Origin of the sequence: Leptotrichia sp. oral taxon 215 str. W9775 (assembly GCF_000469505.1) — a bacterium.
Taxonomy (GTDB): Bacteria; Fusobacteriota; Fusobacteriia; order Fusobacteriales; family Leptotrichiaceae; genus Leptotrichia_A.
Map to the genome: position 1 here is coordinate 55,849 of NZ_KI272826.1, position 12,591 is coordinate 68,439.

Annotated in this window: 11 protein-coding genes; 5 read left to right on the top strand and 6 right to left on the bottom strand. The window is 32.1% G+C overall.

Going from position 1 to position 12,591, the window contains the following annotated elements:
- Positions 1 to 201: 201 nt before the first annotated feature.
- Both sufU and HMPREF1984_RS01295 read right to left on the bottom strand, forming a co-directional pair.
- Positions 202 to 639 carry a Fe-S cluster assembly sulfur transfer protein SufU gene (sufU, locus tag HMPREF1984_RS01290; protein WP_021766062.1) on the bottom strand — a complete coding sequence of 146 codons (438 nt, stop codon included), beginning with the start codon at positions 637 to 639 and terminating at the stop codon, positions 202 to 204.
- Positions 636 to 1,835, bottom strand: a complete 1,200-nt coding sequence (locus HMPREF1984_RS01295; RefSeq protein WP_021766063.1) for a SufS family cysteine desulfurase — start codon at positions 1,833 to 1,835, stop codon at positions 636 to 638. Before HMPREF1984_RS01295 ends, sufU begins: the two co-directional genes overlap by 4 nt.
- Positions 1,836 to 2,209: 374 nt before the next feature.
- Between HMPREF1984_RS01295 and HMPREF1984_RS01300 the strand changes: the two genes are divergently transcribed.
- Genes HMPREF1984_RS01300 through HMPREF1984_RS01310 form a run of 3 tightly spaced genes read left to right on the top strand, consistent with a single transcriptional unit; the run spans position 2,210 to position 5,527 of the window.
- A complete protein-coding gene (locus HMPREF1984_RS01300; RefSeq protein WP_021766065.1) occupies positions 2,210 to 3,358 on the top strand; it encodes a PLP-dependent aspartate aminotransferase family protein in 1,149 nt (382 codons plus the stop codon).
- Between the two features lie 44 nt (positions 3,359 to 3,402).
- A complete protein-coding gene (locus tag HMPREF1984_RS01305; protein ID WP_021766066.1) occupies positions 3,403 to 4,146 on the top strand; it encodes a gamma-glutamyl-gamma-aminobutyrate hydrolase family protein in 744 nt (247 codons plus the stop codon).
- Between the two features lies 1 nt (position 4,147).
- The gene (locus HMPREF1984_RS01310; protein WP_021766067.1) at positions 4,148 to 5,527 is read left to right on the top strand and encodes an APC family permease; all 1,380 of its coding nucleotides are present in this window, start codon (positions 4,148 to 4,150) and stop codon (positions 5,525 to 5,527) included.
- A gap of 292 nt (positions 5,528 to 5,819) precedes the next feature.
- Here HMPREF1984_RS01310 and sufD read toward each other — a convergent pair whose 3' ends face one another.
- The 3 genes from sufD to sufC are packed head-to-tail and all read right to left on the bottom strand — an operon-like array spanning position 5,820 to position 9,201.
- Positions 5,820 to 6,947, bottom strand: coding sequence for a Fe-S cluster assembly protein SufD (gene sufD / locus HMPREF1984_RS01315; RefSeq protein WP_021766068.1), 1,128 nt, complete (start codon positions 6,945 to 6,947; stop codon positions 5,820 to 5,822).
- A 33-nt stretch (positions 6,948 to 6,980) separates the two neighbouring features.
- Complete coding sequence (gene sufB / locus HMPREF1984_RS01320; protein WP_021766069.1) at positions 6,981 to 8,396, bottom strand: Fe-S cluster assembly protein SufB; 1,416 nt, start codon at positions 8,394 to 8,396, stop codon at positions 6,981 to 6,983.
- Between the two features lie 58 nt (positions 8,397 to 8,454).
- Positions 8,455 to 9,201 (bottom strand): Fe-S cluster assembly ATPase SufC, encoded by a 747-nt coding sequence (sufC, locus tag HMPREF1984_RS01325; RefSeq protein ID WP_021766070.1) that lies wholly within the window; start codon positions 9,199 to 9,201, stop codon positions 8,455 to 8,457.
- A 453-nt stretch (positions 9,202 to 9,654) separates the two neighbouring features.
- On the opposite strand from sufC, the gene metF reads away from it, so the two are divergent.
- Together metF and HMPREF1984_RS01335 are read left to right on the top strand one after the other, a co-directional pair.
- Positions 9,655 to 10,524 (top strand): methylenetetrahydrofolate reductase [NAD(P)H], encoded by an 870-nt coding sequence (gene metF / locus HMPREF1984_RS01330; RefSeq protein ID WP_021766071.1) that lies wholly within the window; start codon positions 9,655 to 9,657, stop codon positions 10,522 to 10,524.
- 147 nt (positions 10,525 to 10,671) lie between these two features.
- The gene (locus tag HMPREF1984_RS01335; protein ID WP_021766072.1) at positions 10,672 to 11,703 is read left to right on the top strand and encodes a hypothetical protein; all 1,032 of its coding nucleotides are present in this window, start codon (positions 10,672 to 10,674) and stop codon (positions 11,701 to 11,703) included.
- A gap of 157 nt (positions 11,704 to 11,860) precedes the next feature.
- Here the strand turns inward: HMPREF1984_RS01335 and HMPREF1984_RS01340 are convergent, their stop codons facing one another.
- Positions 11,861 to 12,526, bottom strand: a complete 666-nt coding sequence (locus HMPREF1984_RS01340; RefSeq protein ID WP_021766073.1) for a DUF3298 domain-containing protein — start codon at positions 12,524 to 12,526, stop codon at positions 11,861 to 11,863.
- Positions 12,527 to 12,591: the final 65 nt, after the last annotated feature.

Consider the following 12,591-nt stretch of genomic DNA (forward strand, 5'->3'; position numbering starts at 1 on the left):
AAAATGAATTTAAACTGAATAAATTTTGGAAAGGGAAAATTTCTGAAATTGTTTCATGAAATAGAATTGTTGAAAAAAGATGGCATATTAACTTAAAAAAATTAATATCAAACTAAAAATAAGGGACTTCCCTTATTTTTAGCTATAAGTTAAATTCTTTTTCAAAATAGAAAAATTCAAAAAAATCATTTATATTTAGGATTATTTTTCATATTTTTCTGTAATAACTCTTAGTGAATGCCAGCTAAGAGTGGCACATTTTACCCTTGCAGGCATATTTGCAACATATTCCATAAGAACTGCATCTCCAAGTTTTTTACTTTCTTCAGAAGTAAGTTTTTCTTCCTGCTTCATCATTTTAAAGAACAGATTTACCTTTTCTTCAGCTTCAGCCATTGTTTTTCCTTTTATAAGGTCAATAAGCATTGCTGTAGAGGCACTTGAAATGGCACATCCGCTTCCAAGGAAAGCCGCATCTTCAATAACGTCACCATTTAACTTAACTTCAAGTGTAAGGTCATCCCCACAGTTTGGATTGTGGCCTCTTTCAATATATGTAGGTTCTTCAATTTCCTTTTTAAGTTCTCTTCTGTTACTGTATTCCAGTATTGTCTGCTGATATATTTTTTCTAAATTCATATTTTAAACACTTCCTTTATTTTTAAAAGTCCTTCAATTAGTTTTTCTATATCTTTTTCATCGTTGTAAATGCTGAAACTTGCACGGCAGCATGACGGAACTCCCAGATATTTCATAAGAGGCTGGGCACAATGATGGCCAGATCTTACTGCCACATGATAGGAATCCAGAATAAATGCCACATCGTGGGAATGTACCCCCTTTACATTGAAGGCAATAACTCCTGTTCTGGCAACATTTTCTGTGCAGTATGTTTCTATAAATCCTAATTTTTTCATTTCTTCCAATGCTTTTGACGCTAAACTATCTTCAATTTCAGTAATTTTATCATAACCTATCTCTTCAATATATTCAATGGCCGCCTTTAATGTAACAGCACCTTCCACATTTTGTGTTCCCCCCTCAAATTTATTTGGCAGAGGAGCAAATGTAGAATCTTCCTCAGTTACAAACTCTATCATGTCTCCACCGTACAGGAATGGTGGCATTTTATCAAGCAGTTCCTTTTTTCCGTACAATATTCCTATTCCCATTGGAGAAAAAAGTTTATGTCCTGAAAATACGAGGAAATCAGCATCCATTTTTTGTACATCATGTTTATAATGAAGTATAGACTGGGCTGCATCAACTACAGTCAATGCTCCGTATTCATGAGCAAGTTTTACAATTTCTTCAACAGGCTGAATTACTCCGGTAACATTTACCACAGCTGAAACAGCTACTATTTTTGTTTTGTCTGACAGCTTGTTTTTAAAGTCGTTAATATCAAACTGACCATTTTCATCAAGGTAGACAAACTTTATTACAGCTTTTTTCTTTTTAGCAATAAACTGCCATGGAACAATATTTGCATGGTGGTTTGATATTCCAAGTATAATTTCATCCCCTTCATTTATAAATTCCAGACCATAGGAATATGCAATGAGGTTGATTGATTCGGTAGTATTTTTAGTAAAAATAACTTCTTCAAATTTTTCCGCATTAATAAAGTTTTTTACCTTTTCCCTTGCATCTGAAAGCAGGCCTGCAGCTTCTATTGACAAGGCATGGGAACCTCTACCAGGGTTTCCGTTATATTTTTCATAGTATTCCATAATTTTATCAAGCACTATTTTTGGTTTTTGCGAAGTAGCCGCTGTATCTAAATAATGATTTGTAATATTTTGAAATATAGGAAAATCTTTTTTATAGTCCATGTTGACTCCTTTCACTTTTTGTGTCCTCTAAATCTTATAGTAAAGGCTTTTCCTTTACAATTATTATACTTTTTATTTACTGTAATTTCAAGTGGTTTTTAAATACAATTATAAAGTCAGAAAAAAAATTGACAGTTCTTTTATTATGTAGTTTTCCATCTAAATCTTAATTATATTATTTAAGAAATGAAAAGTTATTTAAATAAGAAAAATTTTCATGAAATCCTTGACAATATGAAAAAATATCTATAAAATATCAATAGAAAAATTTCACAAACAAGGGAGATATTGTGATTAAAATTATAAGTCTTGAAAAAGACAGCTAAAAAAACAAAGTAAGTAATAAAAAAATAATATAAAGGAGAGAAACGGCTATGAAATTTGGAACAAAAATTATACATGGGTATAATATGATTGACGAGTCAACAGGAGCTTCTTCCATATCGATATGTCAGGCATCAACATTTCATCAGAATGATATAGATGATGATCAGAAATATACATATTCGAGATTTGGTAACCCTACAAGGGAAGCTCTTGAAGAAGCAATTGCCACTCTTGAAAAGGGGAAATACGGACTTGCCTTCTCATCTGGGATGGCGGCAATAACAGCCGTTCTGCTTTCTTTTTCACAGGGGGATCACCTTGTAATGTGTAAAGATGTATATGGAGGGGCTTTCCAGCTTGTAATGGAAGTTTTTCCACGTTTTGGAATTGAAGTAAGTTTTGTCGATGAAACAGATGTTTCAGAATGGGAAAACGCAATAAAGGAAAATACAAAAGCCTTTTACATGGAAACACCATCTAATCCATTATTAAAAATTACAGATATAGAAGCTGTAGTAAGTATTGCGAAAAAACATAATCTGAAAACAATAATAGACAATACCTTCATGACACCCCAATATCAGAATCCGATTCCTATGGGAGTGGACATTGTTATTCACAGTGCGACAAAATTTCTTAATGGTCACAGTGATGTAGTATTAGGAATGATAGTCACTGATGATGAAGATTTATATAAGGAAATGAAAAAGCAGCAGATAATTTTAGGGGCATTACCTGGAGTTGAAGAATGCTGGCTAGTTTTACGTGGAATGAAAACAATGGAAATAAGAATGAACAAGAGTTCGGAAACGGCTTTAAAAATAGCTGAATATCTTGAAAAACACCCTAAAATTGAAAGAGTGTATTATCCTGGACTGAAAAATCACGAAGGATATGAAATCAATCAAAAACAGGCTTCAGGTGGTGGAGCTGTATTATCTTTTGATTTAGGATGCTGTGAAAAAGTAAGAAGATTCTTTAAACTTATAAAATATCCTATTGTTGCAGTGAGTTTGGGAGGGGTTGAATCAATATTATCATACCCTTATAAAATGTCTCATGCATGTGTACCTGAAGAAGAAAGAATTAAAATGGGGGTAACTTCCGGGCTTATAAGACTTTCTGTCGGAATAGAAGATAGCGAAGATTTAATAAATGACATAGAAAATGCACTGGATAAAATGGATGAAGAGTAAAGGAAGAATATAGATAGTTAAAAAATAATACAGAGGAGGAAATTATGTTAAAAAAACCTGTTATAGGTATATCTTCAAGTGTAATAACTGACCAGGGAGGTATGTTTCCAGGATATAAAAGAACTTATGTAAATAAAGATTATGCAGATGCTGTTATAAAAAACGGAGGTCTTCCAATAATACTTCCCTTCAATGAAGATGAAGAAATTATTAAGGGACTTGTTTCATGTATAGATGGGCTTATTCTGTCAGGAGGACACGATGTGGCACCTTTTAATTATGGGGAAGAACCAGAACAAAGATTAGGGGAAATATTTCCTGAAAGAGATAAATTTGATTTCATGCTTTTATCTGAAGCAAAAAAGAAAGGAATCCCTATTTTAGGAATATGTAGAGGGTTCCAAATAATAAATGCATATGAAGGGGGAACGCTTTACCAGGATCTTTCGTATATTGATTCTGTTCCGGTGTATAAACATTCTCAAGGACATAGTCCTGAATTGAGGACACATTCGATAGAAATTGATGAAAATTCTATTTTACATGAAATATTTGGAGTTAAGGAAATGAAAGTAAATTCATTTCATCATCAGGCTGTAAAAAAAGTGGCAGAAGGATATAGAGTTTCTGCAAAGGCAAAGGATGGAGTTGTAGAAGCAATTGAAGCGGAAAACTATCCATTCCTGGTGGGAGTGCAATGGCACCCTGAAATGTTGGTTAAAATGTATGAAGATATGAATAAGCTGTTCACAGTACTGGTGAATAAAGCAGAAGAAAGGATGGGATAAAATGGCAGAAAAGCAAAAAATGAAGTTCTGGTCAATAGTATTACTTACAATAAATTCAATAATAGGAACAGGGATATTCCTGTCTCCCGGAAGTGTGGCAAAATTATCGGGAAGTTTAGCCCCTTGGATTTATCTATGTGCGGCGGTATTTGCCTCTGTATTGGCAATAACTTTTGCATCGGCGGCAAAATATGTTACAAAAAATGGAGCGGCATACGCCTATTCGAAAGCGGCATTTGGAGAAAATGTTGGGTTATATGTAGGAATTACAAGATTCGTGGCGGCAAGTATTGCATGGGGAGTTATGGCTACAGGAGTAGTAAAAACAACTCTTTCTATATTTGGTTATGACAGTAATAACACTTTATATATAACAATTGGATTTCTTGTTTTAATGTTAATTCTTATGGTTATAAACTTAACAGGAAATGGAATACTTACATTTGTAAGTGACATTTCTACAATAGGAAAACTTTTAGCTCTTGGAATTACTATTATTGCAGGTATTGTTATTTTACTTCAGACGGGGCACACTAATCTTTCTGAAATAAATTTACTTAAAGATGCTTCAGGGGAAAATTTAATCCCAGCTATGACAGTTACAGGTTTTGTTACAGCAGTAATATCAGCATTCTATGCATTTACAGGATTTGAAAGTATCGGAAGTGGAGCAAGTGACATGGAAAACCCTGAAAAGAACTTGCCACGTGCAATTCCTCTGGCTATAGGAATTATAGCGGCTATATACTTTGGAATAGTTCTTGTTTCAATGTTTATAGACCCTAAGGCACTCATTACTTCTAAAGAGGTTGTTGTCCTGGCTTCAGTTTTTAAAAGTAAGATTATTTCAAATATAATAGTATATGGAGCACTTGTTTCAATGTTTGGTATAAATGTAGCGGCATCATTCCATACTCCAAGAATATTTGAAGCAATGGCAAAGGAAAAACAGATTCCTGCATATTTTGATAAGCGTACAAGTAACGGAGTACCTATGAGAGCCTTCTGTATAACAGCATTGCTGGCGATAGTAATACCGATGGCATTTGGTTATAATATGATGGGAATAATGATAATCAGCTCAATTTCAAGATTTATCCAGTTTATAATAGTTCCTCTTGGAGTAGTTTTATTCTTCTATGGAAAAAACAGGGAAGAAGTACTGGATGCGAAAAAGAATTTTGTTACAGATGTGTTCTTCCCATTATTATCAGTAGTTTTAACAGTGTTCCTACTAGTTAAGTTTAACTGGGTGGCACAGTTCTCCTTAAAAACAGAATCAGGAGACATGGTTACTAACTGGTATGCAATTTCAGCAATGGTAATCGGATATGTAGTTCTACCTCTAGTTATGTTTATGTTCAAGAAAAATGAAAAATAATTAAAATATGGTATTATAAAAAGACTATCTCAAAATGATAAAATATAAATATAATAAAAACTATATTTCTCTTCATTTGTTAAAATTTTACTCATATAAAACAGTCATTCATAAAGGAAAAGTCAAAAACTCGCCTAAAGGCTTGGACAGATGACTTTTCCTAAATTCATTTACTGTTTTACATTTTAAAATTTTAAATAATTCGAAAAAATATAGTTTTTTACATTTATTTTTAAGTTTTCTTCTTGAGACAGTCTTTTTTATTATTTTTTAGAGATAGTCTCTACGTTTATTATATTCTCTTTTCCAGTTCATCAAATAAGTGTTCTTTTATTGCTTCATCATCGATGTTATCAAGTATTGGTCTGAAAGATGATTCAACTATAAGTTTTTTAGCTCTGCTTTCAGAAAGTCCTCTGCTCATCAAGTAGAAAAGCTTTGCTTCATCAACTTTTCCTACAGAAGCGGCATGTTCTCCTATTACATCATCTTCATTACAGAATAATGTTGGAATAGAGTGAGCCTTTACATTTTTATCAAGAAGTATTGCAAATTCCCCTTCTCTTCCTTCAGATTTTGAAGCTCCTCTTTCAAAATATAGGTTTCCCCTGAAAACCTTCTGAGCTGTATCTTTAACTGCTCCTCTTCCCTGAATTTCACCTATTGATTTTCTACCTTTAAATACGATTGAATACTCAAGATCAAGTTTTCTATTAAAATCAGCAAGGTATGCAGGTTTAATATATATTTCCGCAGCATCTTCTTCAAGATATGATTTATGGCTTATTCCATTTACTTTAGCACCAAGTTCTACACTGTAATATTCAACTTTTCCTTGCCCAAGAGCTTCTATTTTTGAAGATTCAAAGTTTTCAGACTCAGTGTTTAATGTCTGTATTTTTATTATTTTAACTTCAGAATTTCTTCCAGCTACAACTCTTATTATTCCGTTACGGTAGGATTTTGCTTCATCTTCAGAATTGTAGATCATTATAACAGTGGCTTTTGCAAAATCTTCAACTTCAATAATATTGTAGTCTATAAGAAGATTATTTTCCTTATTAAAGTTATAATTTATATAAATTGGTTTATCTACTTTTTTTCTTTCACTTATTTTTATATATTTTCCTTCATTGTAAAATGTATAATTCTGCAGCTTGAAAAAATCTCCAAGCCCGTATTCATTGTCATTTGAAAGTCTTTCAAGATCTTTCAGGGAATCATTTAATTCCTTTATGGATACACCATCCTGATCGGCATTTTTTACAACAGCGCTATTGAAAGGTTTAAATTCTTCAGGTTCGTTATATTTATATCCGACTCTTTTCCAGTTAGGCTTTTCAAGGGAAGCATATTTTTTAAAACTTTCTTTTCTATAACTGTTGTTATCAAGATTTTGTAAACTTGCTTCATTTAGCATTATATATTCCTCCTAAAATTACTTCTATATTTCTTATCCGATTGTTCCTTCAAGTTCAAGTTCAATCAGCTTATTTAATTCTACTGCATATTCAAGTGGCAATTCCTTTGAAATAGGTTCAACGAATCCTCTTACTATCATGGCTTTTGCCTCATCCTTGCTTATACCTCTTGACATCAGATAAAATATTGCTTCATCGCTTATTCTTCCTATCTTAGCTTCGTGTCCTATATCTACACTGTCGTTATTTATTTCAATTATAGGAATAGTGTCTGATCTTGATTCGTTGTCAAGCATCAATGATTCACATTCAACTGTAGCCTTTGATCCCACTGCATTTGAATTAACTTTTAGCAGTCCTCTGTAAAAAGATGTTCCTCCATTTTTAGAGATTGATTTAGAATGTACTGTTGAAGATGTATTTGGTGCGGCATGAACAATTTTACATCCTGTATCCAGGTATTGTCCTGCTGAAGCAAATGTAACTCCTGTAAATTCACATCTTGAACCTTCCCCTCTTAGGATAGTCATAGGGTAAAGCATTGAAACTCTTGATCCAAATGATCCTGATACCCATTCCATTACACCGCCTTCATCAACGATTGCTCTTTTTGTATTAAGGTTATACATGTTTCTTGACCAGTTTTCGATTGTAGAATATCTCATTCTGGCTCCTTTTTTTACAATCAGTTCAACTGCTCCGGCGTGTAATACGTTCTTTTTATACTTTGGTGCTGAACATCCTTCGATAAAGTGAAGGTCTGCCCCTTCTTCAACTATTATTAATGTATGCTCAAACTGCCCTGCTTCTGCCGCGTTAAGTCTGAAATAAGATTGCAGAGGCATGTTAACTTTTACCCCTTTAGGAACATATACAAATGATCCTCCTGACCATACAGCTCCATGTAATGCCGCAAATTTATGGTCATGCATAGTTATAACTTTCATAAAGTGTTCTTTTACAAGGTCTTCGTGTTCTCTTATGGCAGTTTCTATATCTGTGTATATTACTCCCTGATCTGTAAGTTCCTTATGAACACTGTGGTAAACAACTTCCGAGTCATATTGTGCTCCCACTCCTGCAAGTGACTGTCTTTCAGCTTCAGGTATTCCAAGTCTGTCGAAAGTTGATTTAATATAATCAGGTACATCATCCCAGTTGTCACTCATTACTTTTGCATCAGGTTCAAGATAATGCACTATATCGTTTATATCCAAGTCTGATAAATCAGGACCCCATGTAGGAACAGGCTTTGAATTGAACACTTCCAGAGCTTTAAGCCTGTATTCAAGCATCCATTGAGGTTCATTTTTCTTTTCAGAAATTTTTCTTACGATTTCTTCTGTAAGACCTTTACCTGTTGTAAATTTATGATGCATTTCATCCTTGATGTCATAGACACCTCTTTCAATGTCTGCAATGTAGGTTTTTTTTCTACTATCTTCCATTTTTATTATTCTCCTCTTTAAATTCTCTAAATCTTAGAAAGATTGGGTTATACAAATATTATAATCCAAGTTCTTCCTTCATTTTTCCATATCCGTCTTTTTCTATGGCTTCTACTATTTCAATTCCACCACTCTTAACTATTTTTCCATTCATCAGGACATGTACAAAATCAGGTTTCAGATATTCAAGTACTTTATCATAGTGAGTTATAATAAGTAGAGCTGTATCCTTTGTTTTTAATTTCTGTACCCCTTCAAAAACAATCTTTGTAGCATCAATATCAAGTCCGGAATCTGTTTCATCAAGAATTGCTAATTTTGGTTCAAGTACTGCCATCTGTAAAATTTCATTTTTCTTTTTTTCTCCTCCTGAGAATCCAACATTTAAATGTCTTTCAGCATATTCAGGATTAATATGTAATTTTTCCATTTTTTCTACTAATTCGTTATGGAATTGCATTATATACTGTTTTTCTCCTGTAACAGCTTCTTTAGCAGTTCTTAAGAAATCTTCTACAGTAAGTCCCGGAATTTCTTCAGGATACTGGAATGACAGGAATATCCCCTTTTGTGCTCTTTCATCAACTTCAAGCTCAGTGATGTCTTCACCGTCAAGTAAAATTTGTCCACTGACTACTTCATGTTTAGGATGCCCAACAAGAATACTTGCCAAAGTAGATTTTCCGGCACCGTTAGGTCCCATAATCACGTGAACTTCTCCTTTATTAATCGTTAAATCCAATCCTTTTAATATTTCTTTTCCTTCTACTTCAGATTTAACATTTTTTAATTCTAACAAACTCATTTCTATTTACCTCCAAAATTTATATTAAAACATTCTTTAATAAGTTTACTCTTATATTTTACAAAAAAATTGTAATAAAGTCAAATTTAAAAAAGTTATATTTTAGGTTACAGGAGCACATGTTCATATATGTTTTATATTATCCAATATATTGAATGAATTTTACAATTAATTGAATTTATAGTAAACTTAATCATAGTAATATTTTATTTAATGATATATAAAATAAGATATGTGGGGATGTCGTTATTTTATATGATTGGTTATATATTTGATTTATTTAAAAAATTACTGATTATTGTGCTGTTTATGTGTGAAAGATGATTTCGGAACCTATTAAAACGGGTTCTTTTTTTTACTCATGATTTACTTTACAAGTTACTTATCTTATAGTAAAATACGGGTATAAAATAAAATTATAAAATAATATTTAAAGAAAGGAACAGTAATTAAATGAAAATAAAGGATATATTTGAAGAAAAGGAGCATGTAATTTCATTTGAAATTTTTCCGCCAAATAAAAACTTTTCAGAAGAAAGACTGAAGGAAGTTACTGGAGAGCTTGTAAAACATAAGCCGGACTTTATAAGTGTAACTTATGGAGCAGGAGGTACAACAAAATCAGGAACTATTGAAATGGCTTCCCATATAAAAAATAACTTGGGTTCTGAAGTTTTAGCCCATCTGACATGTGTAGGAAGTAAAAAAACAGAGATTGACAGTTTTCTTGAAGAGGCAAAAAAGCATAATATTAAAAATATAATGGCATTAAGAGGAGATATCCCTCAGGGTGAAGATGAGTCCATTTATGAAAGAGGAGATTACAGATATGCTTCAGACCTTGTAAGAGGTATAAGGGGAGCTCATAAGGATATTTCCATAGGAGCGGCCTTCTATCCTGAAACTCATTATGAAAGCAATGATCTTGCTGATTTGGTTCATTTAAAGAAAAAAGTGGATGAGGGAGTTGATTTTCTAATTTCCCAAGTATGTTTTGACAACAGAATGTTTGTAGATTTTAGGGAAAAGGCAGAAAAGCTTGATATTAAAGTTCCTCTAGTAGCAGGTATTATGCCTATTACAAATGCAGCTCAGATTAAAAGAATAGTTCAGCTATGCAAAAGCAGTATTCCTTCAGGACTTGAAAAAATACTGGATAAATACGGAAGTAATCCTGAATCTATGAAAAAAGCAGGAATTATTTATGCGACTGAGCAGATAATAGAACTTCTTTCATATGGAATAAGAGGAATTCATTTATATACAATGAATAAAACTGATACAACGGAAGAAATAATGAATAATATTTCATTTACAAGATAATCTGTAAGGGACTTTAAAATTTTTTAAGTAATTCTATTTTCTAAATTAATGAAAAACAAATTGCTTTGACTGACATAATAATTGACAAGCTAAGAAATAAAATGTAAAATAATAAGAGAACATAATTTTATAGGAGGTCATAGCAACATGAAAATGGAAAAAACATTGAAAAAAGGATTATTTGTAGCGGCAAGTGCTGTATTAATGGGAATGACTCTGTTTGCAGGAGAAACAAAAACATATCCTAAAGACGGAAAAGGGGATCAGGTTTTAGGATATAAAAATTTAGCTAATTCTTATGGAATTTCAACAAGCTTTGAAGGAAATACAGTTTATGTAAATAGAGGCGGAGCCCCTCTTGAACGTGTATTTGGAGCTGTTGAAGGTGAAAATCAGAAAGCTGAAGTAATGAAAAATAACAAGGTAATTATAAATGGTGGAGTTCTGGCTACAAACGGAGTTTGGGAAAAGGATAAATCCATAAGAGGTGGAAGTGCTTACGGAGCGGCAGGTCAGTCAGCGGTGGTAAGTGATAATGAAGTAATAGTAAGAGGAAATTCCAATGTACAGGGAAATATTTATGGTGGATACAGTCATAGAGGTTCTGTAATAAATAATAAAGTGATAATAGAAGGAACTCCAAAATTTGGAGCAGGGACTGTGTTATTTGGAGGAAGAGGAAGCCGTAATGTAAGTCTTAAGGATGGAAAAGCAGCTCCATTTGATGTTGTTACAGGAAATACTCTTGAAGTGAAAACTAAAAATGTAATTGTAAAAGATGTTAAAAACTTTGAAAAATTTGTATTTAATGTGGCCGTGAATCAGGTAAAATCAAATGATAAATTGTTAGTTCTTACAAATACTGAAGGTGTAGAGCTACAGAAACCTGAAATCGTAAAAGTTTCTGAAAAAGCTCAAATATCAGCTGAAGAAAAAGAACAGATATTAAAAGAAAAAAATAAAGATATAAATGTAAATATTGATGTTGTTCTTCAAGGAAAACCTTCAAAAAATATAAAAAATTTAAAAGTAGTCCTTGTAAATGCTGAAGGAGGACTTAAACTGGATAAATTACCGGAAGATATAAGCAGAACAGAAAAAGGTTATAAATATGAAGTTAAATTTCAGCAGGATGCAAAAAATCTATATGCTGTAATAAATGCACAACTTGTAAAATAGCCTAATAACTAACAATTATACATAACAAAAAAGAGAGATTTCTTATTAGAGTCTCTCTTTTTTGTTATGCAAAGTAACATAAATCTTAAATATAATAATCAATTTAATAATGGTTTTACATTTTAAAATTAAACTTTAAAATAACTATTAAAAAATGTTATTTAAGAAGTCCAATCAAATCAGTTAGAATGAAAGGAATAAATAGCTGTTTATCACCAAAATCAGTTGCTTCATTTTGATTGAAAATAAATACTATTGCATCATCTTCCAAATAGAATTTCTGTTTTTTGTCAACACCTTCAAATTTTCTTTTCTTTTCATCTAAAGTAGCTATACCGAACTGTTTTATTCTGTCGTTAACAGCTGCATTTAAGGCATTGTCATAGTTCTGAACGAATATGTCCTTCATTAATAATGGTTTTCCGTTTTTTGCATTGAATGAAATAGCGTCATTGTAAGTAAGTGTTTCGTTTGTAGTTTTGTTTTTACGTTCTATATTGAAAAGTACACTTACAAAATAAGCGTTATTTCCTGTAACAGAATAAGTCACCTTGTAGACATAGTTTTTAGTTTCCTTAAAATCAGCAATGAATTTTTCCATTTCCTTATTCATTACAGTAACAATCTGATTGTTTCCTGAAAAAGAAGGATACTCAATACGTGATAACCCTAAAGCTTTTGTTCTGGAAACTTCGTTTACTGCATCAGGAGAAGTAGGAACAAAGTTCAGGAAAGTAAATGTTGTATCAACCTTTTCCTTTTTTGCCGCAAATGTTGTGTTGAATGCTACTAATGTCATTAAAACAAGTAAAAATTTTTTCATTTATAAATCACCTCAAAAGTTTATTAGTTTATGTTACTTAGTTATTATATACTAAAATTGGTAAA

Excerpts from the sequence above, each read along its gene's own strand:
- HMPREF1984_RS01340 (WP_021766073.1), bottom strand. The coding sequence starts at position 12,526 with ATGAAAAAATTTTTACTTGTTTTAATGACATTAGTAGCATTCAACACA.
- sufU (WP_021766062.1), bottom strand. The coding sequence starts at position 639 with ATGAATTTAGAAAAAATATATCAGCAGACAATACTGGAATACAGTAAC.
- HMPREF1984_RS01295 (WP_021766063.1), bottom strand. The coding sequence starts at position 1,835 with ATGGACTATAAAAAAGATTTTCCTATATTTCAAAATATTACAAATCAT.
- sufC (WP_021766070.1), bottom strand. The coding sequence starts at position 9,201 with ATGAGTTTGTTAGAATTAAAAAATGTTAAATCTGAAGTAGAAGGAAAA.
- HMPREF1984_RS01335 (WP_021766072.1), top strand. The coding sequence starts at position 10,672 with ATGAAAATGGAAAAAACATTGAAAAAAGGATTATTTGTAGCGGCAAGT.
- HMPREF1984_RS01300 (WP_021766065.1), top strand. The coding sequence starts at position 2,210 with ATGAAATTTGGAACAAAAATTATACATGGGTATAATATGATTGACGAG.
- sufB (WP_021766069.1), bottom strand. The coding sequence starts at position 8,396 with ATGGAAGATAGTAGAAAAAAAACCTACATTGCAGACATTGAAAGAGGT.
- HMPREF1984_RS01305 (WP_021766066.1), top strand. The coding sequence starts at position 3,403 with ATGTTAAAAAAACCTGTTATAGGTATATCTTCAAGTGTAATAACTGAC.
- sufD (WP_021766068.1), bottom strand. The coding sequence starts at position 6,947 with ATGCTAAATGAAGCAAGTTTACAAAATCTTGATAACAACAGTTATAGA.
- HMPREF1984_RS01310 (WP_021766067.1), top strand. The coding sequence starts at position 4,148 with ATGGCAGAAAAGCAAAAAATGAAGTTCTGGTCAATAGTATTACTTACA.
- metF (WP_021766071.1), top strand. The coding sequence starts at position 9,655 with ATGAAAATAAAGGATATATTTGAAGAAAAGGAGCATGTAATTTCATTT.